Raw genomic sequence first — 17,486 nt, 5'->3', positions numbered from 1 at the left:
CAGAATTGCTCGACGACGATGCTATCGAAATCACGATCGCATATCACAACGGGGATGAGTCCATCCTAAAGCCAAAATCAGAGACTTCTTCAACAGCCTGCTAGAGGCTCCTGTCGTCGAGACTTGGCACGCCGCGGCGGAGTATCTCGATAAATGCTTCCGCGGTCCAAGACAGCGGCGCGCCGGACAGCGTGATGATGCCATAATCGGCGACCTTGTCCGGCAGGAAGGGTCGCATCACAGTGGCTTCGTTGCGGAAAAATGCCGCGATCAAAGATGGCACGATGGCAATGCCGAGACCTTGGGCTGCACAAGCGCAGGCGGTTTCCACCGAATGAACCTCCAGACTGCAGCGGTAGCTCGGCACGATGCGGCGCAGCTCGTGCTCCAACTCGTTGCGGTTGATCCGCTGTCGTCCCAGCAAGATCAGATCATTGCGGGCCAGGTCGTTGACGGTGATCGCTTCCTTGGCGGCCAGTGGATGATCAAATGGCATCACGCAGGTCGTGCCGCTCTGGAACAGCGAGCGGGCATCAAAGGAATGCTCTTCCGTGGGGAGCCGCACAAAGCCGAGATCAGCGACGCGGTTGCGCACCATCCTTTCGATCGCATCATAGGGACCGCTCAGGATCTCGACCGTCACCCGCGGGTGGTCCGCTTTGAATCGGGCCACCAGCGGCGGCAGCATGGTCGTCGTCAGGCTGTGGGGAAAGGCTATCCTGATCAGCGCCTCGCCGAACACGCCGGTACGGATATCGCCGATCTTGTTGCGCAGCTTGGCAACGCTGTCGGCCACCTCGTCGACTTCGCCGACCAGCAAATGTGCTTCCGGGCGTGGGACAAGCCGACCCTTGTCGCGCAGGAAAAGCTCACGGCCGATTTCCTCTTCCAGCGCCGCCAACTGCCGGCTGATCGCCGATTGCGACAGGCCCAGTTCTGCCGCTGCCGCAATGGTCGAGCCGGTATCCATGATCGTCTTGAAAATTTCGAGCTGTTTGAAATTCATGACGCCGATCCTAAGGCTGCCGCCGTGGAAGGCAAGCCGCCGCGGTGTTATCCCGCATGCTCGGCGCAAAACGCATAGGATCATGCGCTTCACTCATAATATTGCGCGCTTTTTCCGGCCCGCTATCGTCACCTCAACAAAAGACAAAAAGGGGTTCTCCGATGACATCTCTCTGTCCCCGTCTGCATCGAGTCAGGCGGGAGTATCGCTCGTGACGGTTTTCATCATCCGCCGGCTAATGCAAAGCATTGTCGTGCTGCTCATCACCGCACTCATCGTCTTTCTCGGCGTCTACGCCATCGGTGATCCGATCGAGATGCTGATCTCGCCCGATGCAAGCCCCGCCGAACGCGCCCAGGTCATCGTCTCGCTCGGTCTCGACAAGCCGCTGTGGCAGCAGTTCCTGACCTTTGCCTGGAATGCGCTGCATGGCGATCTCGGTCGCTCCTTTGTCTTCAATCGTCCGTCTATCGCCCTGATCTTCGAGCGACTGCCGGCCACATTGGAACTGACCCTCACCGGCCTGTTCATCGCCTTGGTCCTCGGCATCCCGCTGGGCCTGATCTCCGGCCTGAAGCCCAATAGTGTGACCGACGAGGCGATCATGACCGGTTCCATCCTCGGCTTTTCCCTCCCGAGCTTCTGGCAGGGCATGATGTTGATCATGATCTTTTCCATCTGGCTCGGCTGGCTGCCCTCGACCGGCCGCGGTGAAATCGGCAGCTTCCTTGGTCTCCATTCCAGTCTGTTCACGATTGATGGCATCACGCATCTGATCCTGCCGGCGATCAATCTCTGCCTGTTCAAGCTCTCTCTTGTCATACGGCTGACCCGCACGGGCGTGCGCGAGACCATGCCTCTGGATTTCATCAAATTCGCGCGCGCCAAGGGCCTGTCCGAGCGTCGTATCGTGCTGGTGCATGTGTTGAAGAACATCCTGATCCCGCTCGTGACCGTCATCGGCCTCGAACTCGGCAGCATGCTGGCCTTTGCCGTCGTGACGGAGACGATTTTCGCCTGGCCGGGCATCGGCAAACTTCTGATCGATTCCATCATGAGGCTCGATCGTCCTGTGGTCGTGGCCTACCTGCTGGTCATCGTCAGCCTTTTCATCTTCATCAATTTCGTGGTCGACGTCCTTTATTCGTTGATCGATCCGCGGGTGCGGCTGGGAGATGCACAATGAGTGGCCGCTTCTTCACCCTGCGGGATGACACGCTGGCCGGTCGTCTGATCGGCGGCCTCCTGCAAAGCCCCAAGGCCACGATCGCGGCCATCGTTTGCCTGTTTCTGCTGCTGACGGCGGTTTTCGGACCGTTCCTGACCCAGCAGGATCCCTACGATCTCGCGGTGCTGGATATTCTCGACTCCAAGCTGCCGCCCGGATCGCAAAGCATGGACGGCATGGTCTATTGGCTCGGCACCGACGGCCAAGGCCGCGACATGCTTTCGGCCATGGTGCACGGCCTGCGCACCAGTCTCGGCGTCGGCGTGTTTTCCGGCGTCGTTGCCCTGATGGTCGGCACCATGCTGGGTCTGGTCGCCGCCTATTTCGGTGGCCGTATTGACGCAATGATCATGCGCATCGTCGACCTGATGCTCGGCTTTCCCACCATTCTCGTGGCGCTCATGCTGCTGGCCCTGCTGGGGCAAGGGGTGTGGAAAGTGGTGCTGGCGCTGATCCTCGTGCAATGGGCAACCTTTGCCCGCGCCGTGCGCGGCGCGGCCCTGGTCGAAAAGAACAAGGACTATATCGAAGCGGCCGTGACGCTTGGCATTGGTACGCCGCGCATCCTGTTTGGTCATCTCCTGCCGAACTGCCTGCCACCGCTGATCGTGATCGGCATGCTGCAGGTCGCCAATGCCATCTCTGCCGAAGCCACGCTGTCCTTTCTCGGCATCGGCCTGCCGATCACCGAGCCGTCGCTGGGGCTGCTGATTGCCAATGGCTATCAGGTGCTGATGTCGGGTGAGTACTGGATGAGCGTCTATCCGGGCCTGCTGCTTCTGATCCTGGTATTCTCCATCAATATCGTCGGCGATCGCCTGCGCGAAGTCCTCAACCCCCGACTGGGCGAAAGGTGATCGCGATGACCAGACCCATTCTCGATGTCAGGAACCTCTCCACCCATTTCACCACCCGTCGCGGCACCATCAAGGCGGTCGACGATGTCAGTTTTGCCGTCGGCCCGCGCGAGATCGTCGGCCTAGTCGGGGAATCCGGCTCGGGTAAATCCATCACCGGGTTTTCCATACTCGGCCTGGTCGATCCGCCCGGCCGCATTGTCTCCGGCCAGATCCTGTTCGATGGCCAGAATCTCCTGAATCTGCCGTCCAGATCGATGCGGGAAATTCGCGGCAAGCGCATCGCGATGATCTTCCAGGATCCGATGATGACGCTTAATCCCGTGCTGTCGATCGGGACCCAGATGATCGAAACGCTTCTGGCCCACGAAAAGATGTCGCGGGCTGAGGCTCGTGCCCGATCGCGCGATACGCTGGGCCTCGTCGGCATCCCCTCGCCGGAGGAACGGCTGGATGCCTATCCGCACCAGTTTTCCGGTGGCATGCGGCAGCGCGTGGCAATCGCTATCTCGCTTCTGCATCGGCCCGACCTGATCATCGCCGACGAGCCGACCACGGCGCTCGATGTCACCATTCAGTCGCAGATCCTGTTCGAGATCAAACGGCTGGCCCAGGAGTTCGGCATGGCGCTGATCTGGATCAGCCACGACCTCGGTGTGGTTGCCGCGCTCGCAGACCGGATCATGGTCATGTATGCCGGCCGGATCGTCGAGGCAGGGCCGGTTGATGGAGTGCTGGCGCGCCCGGCCCATCCCTACACATCCGGTCTCCTCAATGCGGTGCCTGCGGCGGTGCCGCGGGGCCAGCCATTACAGCCGATTCCCGGCATGGCCCCTTCGCCGCTCGACAGACCCTCCGGCTGTTCATTCCGGGATCGTTGCGTACGCGCCACCGCCAGCTGCGCTGCCGAACCAGCGCTTGAGCAGGCGGCTGACCGAGAATGGCGCTGTTTCCATCCGCATGCATGGAGGGCCGCATGACGACCCCGCTTATCGAGGCTGTCAGTGTCAGCCGACGTTTTTCACGCAAGTTGGACTATGCCGAAAAAATCGCCCGCGCCCTGGGGGCCAATCTGCAGGACCGCACTGTGCATGCGGTCGATGATGTCGATCTCTCCGTCATGCCGGGCGAAGTTGTCGGCCTGGTCGGCGAATCCGGATGCGGAAAATCGACGCTTGGCCGAATGATGGCCGGCATCATGCCGGTCAGCGATGGAGAGGTGCGCTGGAAGGGGAATGCCCTGCCTCTTTTGGAAGGCGCGGAAAAGCGGGCCGCCAGGCTCGCCGCCCAGATGATTTTCCAGGATCCGATGTCGACCCTCAATCCGCGCAAGCGCGTGATCGACCTCATTGGCGAGGCGCCTCGGGTGCATGGCCTGGTCGCCCGTCGCGAGATACGGGACTATGTCGCAGACATCACCAGCCGTGTCGGGCTCGATCCCTCCTATCTCGATCGCTATCCGCACCAGTTTTCCGGCGGCCAAAGACAGCGCATCGGCATTGCCCGGGCGCTGGCGGTCAGGCCCGAACTTCTGGTTTGCGACGAGTCCGTGGCAGCTCTCGATGTCTCCATCCAGGCGCAGATCCTCAATCTTTTCATGGATCTGAAACAGGAATTCGGGCTGACCTATCTGTTCATCAGTCACGATCTTGGCGTGGTCAAGCACATCTGTGATCGGGTGGTGGTGATGTATCTCGGCCGGATCGTCGAAAGTGCTGCGCCGGACGAACTCTTCGCCGAACCGAGGCACCCCTATACCCAGGCATTAATCCGTGAACTGCCGGAAATCGGCGATCGCAAGCGGGCTTTCACACCGATCCGCGGCGAGATCCCCTCGCCGCTTCATCCACCCGCCGGGTGCCATTTCCATCCGCGTTGTCCGATGGCGTTCGACCGCTGTCGCGTCGAGCGTCCGCGGCTTCAGGCGACGGGGCCGGGACATGTCAGCGCCTGTCATCTCAACGATCCGATACCTGCACCAACGACAACACTGCCGGTCCAGCCGGTTACCATAGCAAAGAAGGGAACAGACCTATGAACATCCGCTCATTTCTCCTGACGACGGCCGCGAGCACACTGCTTGCGCTCAATGCGCAGGCCGCCGACCTGACGATCGGCAGCTCGACCGAACCATCCGCGATCGATCCGCAATTCTCGCGGACCGGCAACAATCAGAACATCGCGATGCAGGTTTTCGACCGTTTGGTGCAGACCGATGCACAGATTCATATCGAGCCGGCTTTGGCCGTGTCCTGGACCAATATCGATCCGCTCACCTGGCACGTAAAGCTGCGTGAAGGCGTGACGTTCCATGACGGTGCGCCGCTGACGGCCGAGGACGTCATCTTTTCCCTGACCCGTGCCAAGGATATTCCCAATAGCCCGGCGCCGTTTTCGGGCAATGTTGCCGCTATCGACAGCATGAAGGCGCTCGACAACCTGACCGTCGAGTTCAAGACCAAGAAACCGGCACCGGATTTCATCGAGCAGATCGGTTTCGTCTATATCGTCCAGAAAAAGGCCGCCGAGACCGCCACGATCGAGGATTTCAACAGTGGCAAGGCGGCCATCGGCACGGGAGCCTACAAGTTCAAATCCTGGACGCCCGGTGACAACCTGACGCTGACCCGCAATGACACCTTCTGGGGCCAGAAGCAGGATTTCGACAACGTCACCATCAAGTTCATTTCCAATGACGCCTCCCGTGTTGCGGCATTGCGTTCCGGAGCCGTCGATCTGATCGATGCCGTGCCGCCGGGCGACATCAAGACGATCGAAGGCATCGAGGGTCTGGAGGTTTTCTCCATCGCTTCGGCACGCATGATCTATCTGGCACTCGACAGTGCCCGCGACGTGACGCCCTTCGTCACCGACAAGAACGGCAAGGCACTCGAGAAGAACCCGCTCAAGGATAAGAACGTCCGTGCTGCCTTGTCGAAGCTCGTCAATCGCCAACTGATCATCGACCGTATTCTCGACGGTTCTGCCGAACCGGCAGGCCAGCTGGTTCCGGCCGGTGTGGCCGGCAATGATCCGTCGATCCCGACCCCCGCCTTCGACGCCGAGGGTGCGAAGGCGCTGTTGGCACAGGCCGGTTATCCGGAAGGTTTCGGCATTACCTTGCACACATCAAACGATCGTTTCCCGGGCGATTCCGAAATCGCCCAGGCCCTCGGCCAGATGTTTGCACGCGGCGGCCTGAAGGTGAACGGTGTCGTGGCCCAGCCTTACAACGTCTACACCAAAGCGGCATCGGCGCAGGAATTCAGCGCTTTTGTCTTCTCGCTCGGCAATTCGACGCCGACCTCCGCGACCGGTCTGCGCAATCTGCTGATGACCAACAACAAGGAGGCAGGCACCGGCTCTTTCAACCGCACGCGCTACAGCAATCCGGCTTTTGACGATCTGATGCGCACGGCCGTCGGCGAGTTCGATGAAGCCAAGCGCATCGAACTGCTGCAGCAGGCCACCAAGATGGTGTTCGAGGACACGCCTGTCATTCCGCTCTATTGGCAGAAGGTCCATTGGGCCGGCAAGGCGAACCTTTCCTATGTCGCCAACATGACGGAAGACACAAGCGCCACCCTGACCACGCTTGCCAAATAATCGATGGGCAAACCCGCGGCGGCGCGCCCGTTGCGCCGCCGCCATGGCATCGCATAGCATCCAAGGAACAGGCAATGAAGACCCTTAAGGCCACACGCTTCGAGGCGATCACCGACGACGTGATTGTCGAGCGGGACGTTATGGTACGAATGCGCGACGGCGTGCATCTGGCCACCGATATCTACCGTCCGGCAGTGGCCGGCGTCGCGATTGCAGGACGCTTGCCGGTGATCATGGAGCGCACCCCCTATGGCAAAGCGGAGCGTTCGCGCTCGGAAATCGAGATCGGCATGGCCGCTCCGCTGAAACGCGAAGAGGTGGCCACCTTCTTCGTGCGGGCCGGTTATGCGGTGATCTATCAGGACTGCCGTGGACGCTACAATTCCGAGGGGCAATTCAGCAAGTATATCTCCGAAGCCGAGGACGGCTACGATACGGCAAGCTGGCTGATCGAGCAGCCATGGTCGAACGGCAGGTTCGGGACGATGGGCCTGTCCTATGCGGCCCATACGCAAGCCGCCCTCGCCTGCCTCAATCCGCCCGGCCTCGCCTGCATGGTCATGGATTCCGGCGGTTTTTCCAATGCCTTTCAATGCGGTATCCGCCAAGGCGGGGCTTTCGAGCTGAAACAGGCGACCTGGGCCTACAACAACGCCCGCGAAGCCAGCAAGGGCATCACACGCGCGGCGATCGAGGCGGAAAACATCCATGCCTGGTTCAAGGCCATGCCCTGGAGCGAGGGGGTGTCGCCCTTGCGCGCCGCGCCGGAATACGAGAGCTATCTGCTCGATCAGTGGCGCAGCGGCAGTTTCGACGACAGCTGGCGTCGCGTCGGCCTCTATATGGAGGGCTATTATGACACCTTCCCTCAGGTGCCGATTGTTCTGATGTCGAGCTGGTACGATGCCTATGTCAAGTCGACGCTCGACAACTATCACGGCCTATCCGGCCATCCGGATCGGCCGCTGCGACTGATCATGGGGCCATGGCTTCACGGCAACCGAAACACGACCTTTGCCGGCGATGTTTCGTTTGGCGGCGAAGCGCCGCTTGGCGGCAATGTCATGGCGACCTGGCTTGAATTTCGCCGCACCTGGTTCAATCGTTTCCTGAAGGACGCGCCAATCGATGCCGGCGAAGATTCGGAGGTTCGCGCCTTCGTCATGGGCGGAGGCTCGGGTCGGCGCAATGGCGATGGCCGCCTCGACCATGGGGGCCATTGGATTTCGGCGACCGACTGGCCGCTGCCCGGCACCGTGGTCCGCCGCTTCCACCTGCATGGCAACCGGCAGCTTACAGAGGTTTCGCCAGCAGGCGACGTGCCGCCGCTGACTTATGACTATGATCCGAAGCACCCCGTGCCGAGCATTGGCGGCTCGCTGACCAGCGGCCAGCCGATATTCGAGGGCGGGGGCTTTGACCAGCGCGAGGCGGACCTCTTCTTCGGCTCGGACAATCCCGGCCTGCCGCTTTCGGCAAGAGCAGACGTGCTTTCCTTCGAAACCGAGCCGCTGCCCGAAGACATGGTCGTCGCGGGACCGATCAGGGTGGAGCTCTTTGTATCTTCCGATGCGCTGGACACCGATTTCACGGCGAAACTCGTCGATGTTTATCCACCGAGCGAGGATTATCCGGCCGGTTATGCGCTCAATATCACCGATGGGATCATCCGGTGCCGCTATCGGAATTCCTGGTCCAAGCCGGAACCGATCACACCGGGCGAGGTGTTTCAGGTCGTGATCGAACCTTTCGCGACGGCCAACCGGTTTGCCAGGGGGCATCGGATCAGGGTCGATATCTCGTCGTCGAATTTTCCGAAATACGACGTCAATCCGAACACGTTTGCACCGGAGGGCTACGGTCGAACAGCCACGGTTGCTCGCAACAGCGTGTTCTGCGACGCTGCTCACCCGTCGGCCATCCTGCTGCCCATCGTCGGGCAGGATGGCCTGACACCGTTGAAGCCTCAGGCGAAGTAGCAGAACCATGCCGATTTCGATTGCCGTCACGGGACAGATCCTGCTGCACGAACCCCTGGACGCGACATCCGTGGGCGCTGAGGCCGTGCGGGCGTTCCTGGCGGCCGACGTGGCTGTTGCCAACCTGGAAGCGACGGTCGAGACGGCAGGCAGTTGGCCAACCAAGACGAAGACGCTGCATCTGGCCAGCGCTGCAGCCCTTGCGTCGCTGCGCGAACTGGGTTTCCATGGGCTGGCGCATGCCAACAATCACGCTTTCGATCTCGGCCCGCCCGGCATCGCTGCCACGCGACGGGCAGCGATGGCGTGTGGACTGGCGCTTGCCGGCAGCGGCGATACGATCGATGCCGCAGCCGCTCCGGCTATTATGGCGAGCCCCGCCGGCTCGCTAGCGCTGTTTTCGGTGGATCTCGGTCCCCAGCCCGACATCGTCTATGCAGCGCCGGATCGCGCCGGCATTGCCCCCTTGCGGATGCACCGGACGGTGACGGTGGCGCCTGCCGATTTCCATCGCCTTCAACAGATCATAGAGGCCCTTGGCGATGACCGTCGGGCCGCGGCGCGCTCGGCGGTTGGCTACCAGTCGCAGACCGACAGCGGACTGGATGTCTTCGGTACCAAGGTCCGGCAAGGGCACGCCACCGGTGCCGACTGGGCGCCCAATGCCGCCGACCTTGAGCGACTTTTAGGCGGCATTAAAAGCGCCCGGCTGGCCGGCCATCTGGTTGGCATAGCCCTGCACAATCATCACTGGGATACGGACTGGACTGAGACTCCAGCCTGGCTCACCGATCTCGGTCGGCGCCTGATCGATGAGGGCGCGAATTTCATCCTGGGGACCGGCGCTCCCGTCATGCAGCCGGTCACCTTTTACCGGGAACGACCCATTATCGCCGGCCTCGGCAATTTCGTGTTCCACACGCGCCGCCCCCTGACCTATGACGCTAGGGGTGTCGACGTCTGGCGTAGCGCGGCGATCCGCATGCACTTCGACGACACGGGGTCCTGCACGCGCCTGGACGCCTTGCCCATTGCGGTCGGAAAGCCGGCGCTTACCGACGGCAAGCCGGAAGCACCGGTTCCGCTTGGCAGTGCCGACGCCGATAAGATCCTGAAACGGCTGCTGCCGGAGGGCTCAGGAAGACCAGACTAGATCCTTGTCTAAGGCCGGCTCGCCCCGGAGACCGTGACGTATATAGAATAGAGCGACTGTGTCGCGGTGATAAATAGCCGATTGCGGCGGGGGCCGCCGAAGGTCAGGTTGGCGACCGTCTGCGACACCAGGATCTTGCCGATGAGCGTGCCGTCCGGCGCAAAGCAGTGCACCCCGTCGGCGGCACTGGACCAGACATTGCCATCGACATCGACGCGCAGGCCGTCCGGTATGCCCTTGTCGATGTGGCAGAAGACCCGGCCGTTTTTCAGTGTCCCGCCCTGCTCGACCTCAAAGACACGAATATGGCGTGGCGCGGTCTCGTCATGGCTGGCGCCACTGTCGGCGACGTAGAGCTTGTTCTCATCGGGAGAAAAGGCCAGCCCGTTCGGCTGCAGGAAATCACCGACGACGGCCACCAACTCGCCCGAGGCCGGATCCAGCCGGTAGACATTGCGGGCCGCCAGTTCCGGCGCTGTTTTGTAGCCCTCATAGTCCGACAGGATGCCGTAGGTCGGATCGGTGAACCAGATGCTGCCATCGGAACGAACGACCACGTCGTTCGGGGAGTTCAGGCGTTTGCCCTCAAAGCTGTCGGCCAGCACGGTCACCGTGCCGTCCGGCTCGGTCCGCGTGACGCGGCGCGTGCCGTGTTCGCAGGAGACGAGCCGACCCTGCCGGTCGCGGGTATGGCCATTGGAAAAATTCGAGGGGTAGCGGTAGACCGAGACATGTCCGTCCGGCGTCCAGCGCAGCATGCGCTGGTTGGGAATATCGCTCCATAGAAGCTGCTGCGCGTCATCGAACCAGACCGGACCTTCGGCCCAGCGGCAGCCGGAATGCAGCTCCTCAAGGGCAGCGCTTTCAACGATCAGCGCTCTGAACCGCGGGTCATGGATTTCATACAAGGGGTTCTCGGGCATGAGGATTTCCGCAATTCATCGTTGGTTGGGATTTCGACCGCCGGCAACGACGATGACGGCGATGATGATGAGGCCAGTCATGACAAGGCGAATGCCGGCTCCGGCGCCGTAGGTGTTGAGCATGGACACCACCAGGAACATGAAGAGCGATGCGCCCCATATGCCCGGCACGTTGCTGTCGCCGCCGGCCACCGCCGTGCCGCCGATGACGACGACGGCGATCGACATCAGCAGATATTCCGAGCCCATGTTGAGGGCGGCGCCGCCGGAGAAGCTGGCCAGCAGATATCCGCAGAGGGCCGCCAGGACGGCGCACAGGATATAGGTGACGAAGCGCGTGCCGTCGACCGGGATGCCGGCCATGCGCGCGGCGCGAATATTCTGGCCGATGGCCGCGATCCAGCGGCCGTAAACGGTTTTCTGCAGGAGAACGAAAGCCAGCACGGACAGGACCAGCGCCACAAGAGCGACATTGGGAATGCCGGCCGTCGTTTCCGTCGTGAAATTGGCAAGCACCTCCGGCGGCTTGATCCGCAGACCACGATTGGTCCAGATGGCCGTCGACTGGACGATGAAGCTCATCGACAGGGTGGCGATGATCGGCGGGATCTGCAGCAGCTTGATCAGCGCGTAATTGCCGATACCGACGGCGATGCCGATGCCGATCGCCACGGCAAGTCCAGGCAGGATCATCGAATTATCGACATTCATGAACTTCAACGCCACCGTGCCGGCCAGCGTCATCGTCGCCGGCACACTGAGATCGATATTGCCAGGCCCAAGGGTGATGACGAACATCTGGCCGACGCCGACCAGGATGGAGAAGGCGGCAAAGGTCAGGGCCGCCTGGCTGAGGCCGACCGTGCTGGCGCCGCCGGTAAACAGGATGGTCGTCAGCCAGACAGTGAGCGCGGCGACACAGGACCAGATCCACGGTTTGCGAGTGAGAGAGCCAAGGAAGGTCATGGGCGTTTGCTCCGCATTTCGAGCCGATTGAGCAGCAGCCGTAGACCCAGCACGACGATCAGGATCGCACCCTGCGCACCGATCTGCCAGTCCGGCGAGATGCGCAGGAAGGACAGAAATGAGCCGGCCAGCGTCAGGGTCAGCGCTCCGATGACGGCGCCGATGGCGGAGATGCGGCCGCCAGTAAACTCGCCGCCGCCGAGAATGACCCCGGCGATCGACAAGAGCGTATAGCGCAAAGCGATATTGGCGTCGGCCGAGGTCGTCAGGCCGACAAGGGAAATGCCGGCGAGGATGGCAAAGACGGCGGCCAGCCCATAGGTCGTGGCGCGGGCACCGAGGATCGACCAGCCGGCCCGTTCCACTGAGCGGGCATTGCCGCCGACGCCGCGCAAGATGACACCGAAGGAGGAACGCATGATCAGGAAATGCGAGACCGCCGCGATGATGATGCTGGCGATGATCGCCATGGGCACGAGGGGTGGCTTGGAGATCATCACGGCGCGCGCCCATTCCGGGGCCTGGCCGCCCGGTGCCGGCAGGATCAGCACGGCCAGCCCGCCCCATACGAAGCTCATGCCGAGTGTCACGACGATCGACGGCAGGTTGCGCAGGTGGATCAGCACGCCAAGCGCTGCGTAGGTGGCGACGGCTACCAAGAGAATGAGGATACCGAGCAACGGCGTGGCCTGCAGGAAGGTCGCCGCGACACAGGCGACGAAGCTCACGAAAGTGCCCATCGACAGGTCGAGATCATTGACCGTCATGATCAGCATCTGGGCGATCGTGGCCAGAGCAATCGGCACGGCGAGATTGAACAGCAGATTGAGCCCGACATAGCTCATGGCGCGTGGCTGCAGGTAGAAGACGGCGATCAGCAGGACCGTCAGCGACAGCGCCGGAATGACCAGCCGGATGGTATCGGGGGAAAGAATTCTTCTCATGCCGCTGCCCCCATGAAGGACGCCGCGAGAATGTTCTTCTCCGTCACATCGTCCCCCTTCAGTTCCGCGACGATGGCGCCGTTGTTGAAGACATAGACGCGGTCGCACAAGCAGACCTCGTCCATCTCAGTCGAATACCAGATGAAGGTACGGCCCTTTTCGGCTTCTGCCCTCAGGATGGCGTAGACTTCCTGTTTGGTTCCGATATCGACGCCGCGCATCGGATCGTCCATCAGAATGGTCGGGGCCGACGTCGCGAGCGCCCGACCGAACAGCACCTTCTGCTGGTTGCCGCCCGAAAGCGACAGGATGGAGTTGCCGACGTCGGGGGTGCGGATTTCCATGCGGCCTTTCCACGCCTGTCCGAGCGCTGCCTCCGCCGGCTCGTCCAGCACGCCCGCGCGGCTTGCGAGATCCCGCAGAGGAGCGATCGACAGGTTCTTGAGAATGCTCCACAGCGGGAACACGCCGTTCAGCGCCCGGTCCCCGGCAATGAAAGAGACCTCGGGCGTGCGGCTGTTGAACCAACTCCCGGTGTGCGAAAGATAGAGATCGACCAGCGCATCGGTCTGGCCATGGCCGCCGAGCCCCGCCAGGCCGACGATTTCCCCGGCAAAGGCTTTGAAGGGCAGTCCCCGGCCCCGACGGGGTGGTGCCGCCAGCAGGGGCTTGAGGGCCTCGGTCGATCTGATCGGCTTTGTCGCCTTGCTGCCGGCGACGACGCTGCCCATGGCGGAGAGCAGGCTGTGTTCGTCGAATTCCGCTGCCGGGCGTTCGGAGACGATGGTACCGTCCTTCATCACGATGATGCGGTCGGCGGCCGACAGGATTTCGCCGAGAATATGCGAGATGAAAATCACCGATCCGCCACCGTCGACGAATGTCCTGACATAGCCGAGCAACTGGGTGGCGAGGCTGGAATCGAGCGACGAGGTCGGCTCGTCGAGGATGACGAGCCGCACCGGCTGGGACACCGTCGAGAAGGCCGTGGCAATCTCGACCATCTGCCGCTGCGAAATGGAGAGATCGCCAACCGGTGTCGTCGGGTCTATGCCGTGGCCTGGGAAGATGTCGTCGAGCTTGGTACGGATGATGCTGGCCGCCCGGCGGCGCCAGCCCCAGCCGGTCAGTGCCCGGTGCATGACACGGGTGTTTTCAATCACCGTCAGGTTGGGGCAGAGCGACAGTTCCTGAAACACGCAGCGCACGCCGTTGGCGCGGGCAGCCGCGATGGCGTAGCCGGGCACGGCCTGGCCATTGCAGCTGATCGTGCCCGACTGCGGCGTCAGGCCGCCGTTGATGATGTTGACGATCGTCGATTTGCCGGCGCCGTTATGGCCGACCAGGCCGATGCATTCGCCGGGCTGGATCTGGATCGTCACACCGTCGAGAGCCTTGACCGCACCGAAGTGGACTTTGGCATCGGTGACCTCGATCACTGGGTGCCGCTGGGCCTTGTCTGTCATGCTGTCTGTTCCCGCAGGAGAAACGGTTCCGCCGCTCCCGAAGGAGGGCGGAACCGCAGGGAGGATGTCACTTCGCTTCCGCGATGACTTTCTCGGCGTCGGCCTGGGAATATTCGACATTGGCCACGCCGCCTTCCTGGGTCGTCGCCAGGCTGGCATCAAGCGTATCCTGGCTGATGCTGAGGAACGGAACGACCAGGTCCTTCTTGACGTCCTTGCCGTCGAGGATCTGCTGGGCGACCCAGAAGGCGAGCGTCGAGACGCCGGGCGCGATCGAAACCGACATGGTCTCGTAGCCGTTGGCGTCCTTCTGTTCCTTCCACCATTTCAACTCATCCTGGCGATTGCCCATGACGATGGTTGGCATGGGTCGCTTGGCAGCGGCAAAGGCCTGCGCCGCACCATAGCCGTCCCCGCCCTGGGTCGCCACGGCGGCGATTTCGGGCAGGCTCGGCAGGATGCCGGCGACGGCCTTCTGGGCCACGTCCTGCGCCCAGTCGCCATGCACCGAGCCGACGATCTTGAACTGCGGGAATTGCTTGACGCCCTCGTGAATGCCGGCCGAGATCTCGTCATCGACGAAGACGCCGGCAAGGCCGCGGATTTCCAGCACATTGCCGCCGGCGGGGATCTTCTTCGCCAGATATTCGATCTGGCTGCGGCCCATTTCCTTGAAGTTGACGGCGATGCGCCAGGCACAGGGCTCGGTGACGATGCCGTCGAACGACACGACGGTAATGCCGGCGTCGCAGGCTTCCTTGACCGCGCCGTTCAGCGCGGTCGGCGAGGCCGCATTGATGACGATGGCATCATAGCCCTGCAGGATCATGTTCTGGATCTGGGCGGCCTGTTCCGTTGCCTGGTTCTCGGCCGTCGTGAACGGGTCGGCTGCCGCGACGATGCCGGCCTTGACGGCCTCGCCGGTGACCTTTTCCCAGCTGGTCAGCATGGCCTGACGCCAGGAGTTGCCGGCATAGTTGTTGGACAATGCAATCTTCTTTGCCGAGGTATCGGCCATGGCCTGGATCGGCATGATGGCGAACGCAAGCGCGGCCGATGCCAGAAGCACCTTATTGAATGTCATCTCTCTCTCCCTGTTGATCCAGCCTCATCGGACCGAATCCTGTCATCCTGCCCGTGGCGGGCGGATGAGCCTTTTTGTGAACTGCCGAGCTTCCTCCTCTCAGCTGGGGCAGGATGATATAGAAGAACGGGATTGTATAGGAACTTCGAGGCAGCGACTTTGCGGCTTGTGCTGCAGATGATGCGGGATCGCGCAGGACGTGACGCGCCGCTCGGCGCTTAGTAAGATAGAGGAAGATCGGGGTTCGGCTGTGGAGGCAGCGGACGCTGCGGGAGGAGAGGAACATCACCATGCTGAAGATGGCGCCCACAGCGCTGCTCGACCATTATCTCGGCATATCGCGCCTTCTGGCCGGTCAGCTTGAGTTCCGGTCGGCGATTCGCGCGGTGGCCAAGGAAATATCCCATATCATTCCCCACGATCACCTCGACGTCTGCATCATCATGCATGGCGGAAAATACCACACGGCCTATGAAACCGGACTGGAGACCGCCTGGAGCACCCACCCGCCGGCGCTCGTGTCGGGCAGCCCGATCCGCACGCTGCTCTGGGGCGAGGTCACGCATATCCTGACGGACGATGCCTGCTGCGATCCGCGCTTCAATTTCGAAGGCGCCTTCGTGCGCCCGGTCTTCGATCAGGATCTGCGCAGCCGCATCCATGTGCCGCTGAAAGTGGAGGGTGACGTGATCGGCGCGCTCAGCTGTTCCTCCCACAAGACCGCGGCCTACACCATGGACGACATTGCCAATGCGCATTCGATCGCTGACCTGCTGTCGCCCTATTTCTTTGCGCTCAGGGCCGCCGAGCAGGCGCAGCGCTCGGCGATCGTTGAGGCCGAAGCCCGGGCCCGCGAGGAGGGTTTGCGGCTTGGTGCGTTGAACCTTACCGAAGCGTTGGAGCGCGAGCGGCAGCGCATCGGCATGGACCTGCACGACCAGACGCTTGCCGACCTGACACGCCTGTCGCGCCGGCTGGAACGGCTGACGCATGAGACGGAGGTTCCGGGCGAAGCCCTGGAGCCGCTGGCGCGCGGACTGCAGCATTGCATGCAGGATCTAAGACAGATTATCGAGGAGGCGAAACCCTCCGTGCTGCAATTGTTCGGTTTCGTCCAGGCGGTCGAAAACCACCTCGACCGTTCGGTGCGCGACAGCGGTCTGTCGATCCTGACGGAACTGGTCGACGAGACCGACGGCGTGATCGACAGTCTTAGCCAGACCGTCTGCGTGGCCCTGTTTCGTATCATCCAGGAAGCGATCAACAATGCCGTGCGTCACGCCCAGGCCGGCCAGATCACGGTGCGGCTGAGAGAAGTCGGCGGCGGCATTTCGATCCAGGTCAGCGATGACGGCATCGGCATCGAGAAGCCGCGACGGCGCAATGGCGGCGGCATTGACAACATGAAAACCAGGGCGCGGCTGATCTCGGCGAAATTTTCGATCAATGCCGGGCACGACAGTATCGGCACCGTCGTCGGGATCCATCTGCCTGCCGCAGCGCGGGGCCGGCGCGTCCTGAACCAGAGGAGTAATGCATGAAGGTTCTCATTGTCGAGGATGATCCACTCCACCGCTCCTATCTGCACGAGGCGGTGTGCACCGCCCTGCCGGAATGCGAAACGGTGATCGAGGCCGAAAGCGGCAATGCCGGGGAGAAGCTGGCGCGGGACCACAAATCTGCGCATATCGTCATGGATCTGCAGATGAACAATCGCAACGGCATCGAGGCGGCGCGCACCATCTGGAAAGAACGCCCGGACACCCGCATCCTGTTCTGGTCGAACTATTCCGACGAGGCCTATGTGCGCGGCGTCTCCCGCATCGTTCCGGACGGTGCCGCCTACGGCTATGTCTTGAAGTCGGCCTCCGACGAGCGGCTGAGGCTTGCCCTGCGCAGCATCTTTGTCGAGGCGCAATGCGTCATCGACCGCGAAGTGCGGGGCATGCAGCAGAAGAGCCTCGGTCAGGCCAAAGGCTTCAGCGATACGGAATATGAGATCCTCATCGATATTGCCCTTGGCCTGACCGATCGCGCCATTGCGCGCCGCCGCAATCTCTCGCTTCGCAGCGTTCAGAACCGGCTGCAGCAGCTCTACGAAAAGCTGGGCGTCTACCAGGCGCCTCTCGAGGATCATGACGAAAGCCGGTTCAATCTGCGGGCCCGCGCGGTGACCGTGGCCCTGCTGCGCAAACTGCTCAACTACAGCGCGCTCGAGCGCGCCGAAGCCGAGCTTGAGGAATGGCTGGCGCAGTGACCACCTCGGCCTGGCCG

15 protein-coding genes are annotated in these 17,486 nt (G+C 62.2%); 9 read left to right on the top strand and 6 right to left on the bottom strand.

The features are described 5' to 3' along the window. Window positions 1-100: 100 nt before the first annotated feature. Entirely contained in the window at window positions 101-1,006 is a 906-nt protein-coding gene (locus HFC70_RS05580) for a LysR family transcriptional regulator (protein WP_168472235.1), read from the bottom strand. A gap of 211 nt (window positions 1,007-1,217) precedes the next feature. On the opposite strand from HFC70_RS05580, the gene HFC70_RS05575 reads away from it, so the two are divergent. The 7 genes from HFC70_RS05575 (at window position 1,218) to HFC70_RS05545 (ending at window position 9,829) form a co-directional block, all read left to right on the top strand. Beyond that, window positions 1,218-2,192 (top strand): ABC transporter permease, encoded by a 975-nt coding sequence (locus HFC70_RS05575; protein ID WP_168472234.1) that lies wholly within the window; start codon window positions 1,218-1,220, stop codon window positions 2,190-2,192. Further along, complete coding sequence (locus HFC70_RS05570; RefSeq protein WP_168472233.1) at window positions 2,189-3,091, top strand: ABC transporter permease; 903 nt, start codon at window positions 2,189-2,191, stop codon at window positions 3,089-3,091. The genes HFC70_RS05575 and HFC70_RS05570 overlap by 4 nt, the downstream gene beginning before the upstream one ends. Window positions 3,092-3,096: 5 nt before the next feature. Next, on the top strand, window positions 3,097-4,071 hold the full coding sequence (locus HFC70_RS05565; protein ID WP_168472232.1) for an ABC transporter ATP-binding protein: 975 nt from the start codon (window positions 3,097-3,099) through the stop codon (window positions 4,069-4,071). Beyond that, window positions 4,068-5,129, top strand: coding sequence for an ABC transporter ATP-binding protein (locus HFC70_RS05560; RefSeq protein WP_168472231.1), 1,062 nt, complete (start codon window positions 4,068-4,070; stop codon window positions 5,127-5,129). The genes HFC70_RS05565 and HFC70_RS05560 overlap by 4 nt, the downstream gene beginning before the upstream one ends. Then, on the top strand, window positions 5,126-6,697 hold the full coding sequence (locus tag HFC70_RS05555) for an ABC transporter substrate-binding protein (protein WP_168472230.1): 1,572 nt from the start codon (window positions 5,126-5,128) through the stop codon (window positions 6,695-6,697). The genes HFC70_RS05560 and HFC70_RS05555 overlap by 4 nt, the downstream gene beginning before the upstream one ends. A gap of 74 nt (window positions 6,698-6,771) precedes the next feature. Then, window positions 6,772-8,676 carry a CocE/NonD family hydrolase gene (locus tag HFC70_RS05550; protein WP_246735660.1) on the top strand — a complete coding sequence of 635 codons (1,905 nt, stop codon included), beginning with the start codon at window positions 6,772-6,774 and terminating at the stop codon, window positions 8,674-8,676. A gap of 7 nt (window positions 8,677-8,683) precedes the next feature. Beyond that, window positions 8,684-9,829 (top strand): CapA family protein, encoded by a 1,146-nt coding sequence (locus HFC70_RS05545; protein ID WP_168472229.1) that lies wholly within the window; start codon window positions 8,684-8,686, stop codon window positions 9,827-9,829. An 8-nt stretch (window positions 9,830-9,837) separates the two neighbouring features. On the opposite strand, the gene HFC70_RS05540 is transcribed toward HFC70_RS05545, so the two are convergent. The 5 genes from HFC70_RS05540 to HFC70_RS05520 all read right to left on the bottom strand — a co-directional run bounded on the left by HFC70_RS05540 (window position 9,838) and on the right by HFC70_RS05520 (window position 15,212). Next, window positions 9,838-10,752 (bottom strand): SMP-30/gluconolactonase/LRE family protein, encoded by a 915-nt coding sequence (locus HFC70_RS05540; RefSeq protein ID WP_168472228.1) that lies wholly within the window; start codon window positions 10,750-10,752, stop codon window positions 9,838-9,840. Between the two features lie 15 nt (window positions 10,753-10,767). Continuing rightward, window positions 10,768-11,718, bottom strand: a complete 951-nt coding sequence (locus tag HFC70_RS05535; protein WP_168472227.1) for an ABC transporter permease — start codon at window positions 11,716-11,718, stop codon at window positions 10,768-10,770. Further along, window positions 11,715-12,662, bottom strand: a complete 948-nt coding sequence (locus HFC70_RS05530) for an ABC transporter permease (RefSeq protein ID WP_168472226.1) — start codon at window positions 12,660-12,662, stop codon at window positions 11,715-11,717. Before HFC70_RS05530 ends, HFC70_RS05535 begins: the two co-directional genes overlap by 4 nt. Next, complete coding sequence (locus tag HFC70_RS05525) at window positions 12,659-14,128, bottom strand: sugar ABC transporter ATP-binding protein (protein WP_168472225.1); 1,470 nt, start codon at window positions 14,126-14,128, stop codon at window positions 12,659-12,661. Before HFC70_RS05525 ends, HFC70_RS05530 begins: the two co-directional genes overlap by 4 nt. Before the next feature lie 67 nt (window positions 14,129-14,195). Beyond that, window positions 14,196-15,212, bottom strand: coding sequence for an ABC transporter substrate-binding protein (locus HFC70_RS05520; protein ID WP_168472224.1), 1,017 nt, complete (start codon window positions 15,210-15,212; stop codon window positions 14,196-14,198). A 290-nt stretch (window positions 15,213-15,502) separates the two neighbouring features. Between HFC70_RS05520 and HFC70_RS05515 the strand changes: the two genes are divergently transcribed. Together HFC70_RS05515 and HFC70_RS05510 are read left to right on the top strand one after the other, a co-directional pair. Further along, the gene (locus tag HFC70_RS05515) at window positions 15,503-16,753 is read left to right on the top strand and encodes a sensor histidine kinase (RefSeq protein WP_168472223.1); all 1,251 of its coding nucleotides are present in this window, start codon (window positions 15,503-15,505) and stop codon (window positions 16,751-16,753) included. Next, the gene (locus HFC70_RS05510) at window positions 16,750-17,469 is read left to right on the top strand and encodes a response regulator transcription factor (protein WP_168472222.1); all 720 of its coding nucleotides are present in this window, start codon (window positions 16,750-16,752) and stop codon (window positions 17,467-17,469) included. Before HFC70_RS05515 ends, HFC70_RS05510 begins: the two co-directional genes overlap by 4 nt. Window positions 17,470-17,486 lie beyond the last annotated feature (17 nt).

This window comes from Agrobacterium sp. a22-2, assembly GCF_012276985.1.
In the GTDB taxonomy this organism is placed as follows: Bacteria; Pseudomonadota; Alphaproteobacteria; order Rhizobiales; family Rhizobiaceae; genus Allorhizobium.
Note: the sequence above shows the minus strand (reverse complement) of the source record. Positions and strands in the feature narration are given on the sequence as shown.

Bases quoted from the DNA above. Each gene is read 5' to 3' on its own strand.
- HFC70_RS05540 (WP_168472228.1), bottom strand. From the start codon at position 10,752: ATGCCCGAGAACCCCTTGTATGAAATCCATGACCCGCGGTTCAGAGCG.
- HFC70_RS05570 (WP_168472233.1), top strand. From the start codon at position 2,189: ATGAGTGGCCGCTTCTTCACCCTGCGGGATGACACGCTGGCCGGTCGT.
- HFC70_RS05555 (WP_168472230.1), top strand. From the start codon at position 5,126: ATGAACATCCGCTCATTTCTCCTGACGACGGCCGCGAGCACACTGCTT.
- HFC70_RS05525 (WP_168472225.1), bottom strand. From the start codon at position 14,128: ATGACAGACAAGGCCCAGCGGCACCCAGTGATCGAGGTCACCGATGCC.
- HFC70_RS05535 (WP_168472227.1), bottom strand. From the start codon at position 11,718: ATGACCTTCCTTGGCTCTCTCACTCGCAAACCGTGGATCTGGTCCTGT.
- HFC70_RS05515 (WP_168472223.1), top strand. From the start codon at position 15,503: ATGCTGAAGATGGCGCCCACAGCGCTGCTCGACCATTATCTCGGCATA.
- HFC70_RS05510 (WP_168472222.1), top strand. From the start codon at position 16,750: ATGAAGGTTCTCATTGTCGAGGATGATCCACTCCACCGCTCCTATCTG.
- HFC70_RS05530 (WP_168472226.1), bottom strand. From the start codon at position 12,662: ATGAGAAGAATTCTTTCCCCCGATACCATCCGGCTGGTCATTCCGGCG.
- HFC70_RS05560 (WP_168472231.1), top strand. From the start codon at position 4,068: ATGACGACCCCGCTTATCGAGGCTGTCAGTGTCAGCCGACGTTTTTCA.
- HFC70_RS05580 (WP_168472235.1), bottom strand. From the start codon at position 1,006: ATGAATTTCAAACAGCTCGAAATTTTCAAGACGATCATGGATACCGGC.
- HFC70_RS05545 (WP_168472229.1), top strand. From the start codon at position 8,684: ATGCCGATTTCGATTGCCGTCACGGGACAGATCCTGCTGCACGAACCC.
- HFC70_RS05565 (WP_168472232.1), top strand. From the start codon at position 3,097: ATGACCAGACCCATTCTCGATGTCAGGAACCTCTCCACCCATTTCACC.
- HFC70_RS05550 (WP_246735660.1), top strand. From the start codon at position 6,772: ATGAAGACCCTTAAGGCCACACGCTTCGAGGCGATCACCGACGACGTG.
- HFC70_RS05520 (WP_168472224.1), bottom strand. From the start codon at position 15,212: ATGACATTCAATAAGGTGCTTCTGGCATCGGCCGCGCTTGCGTTCGCC.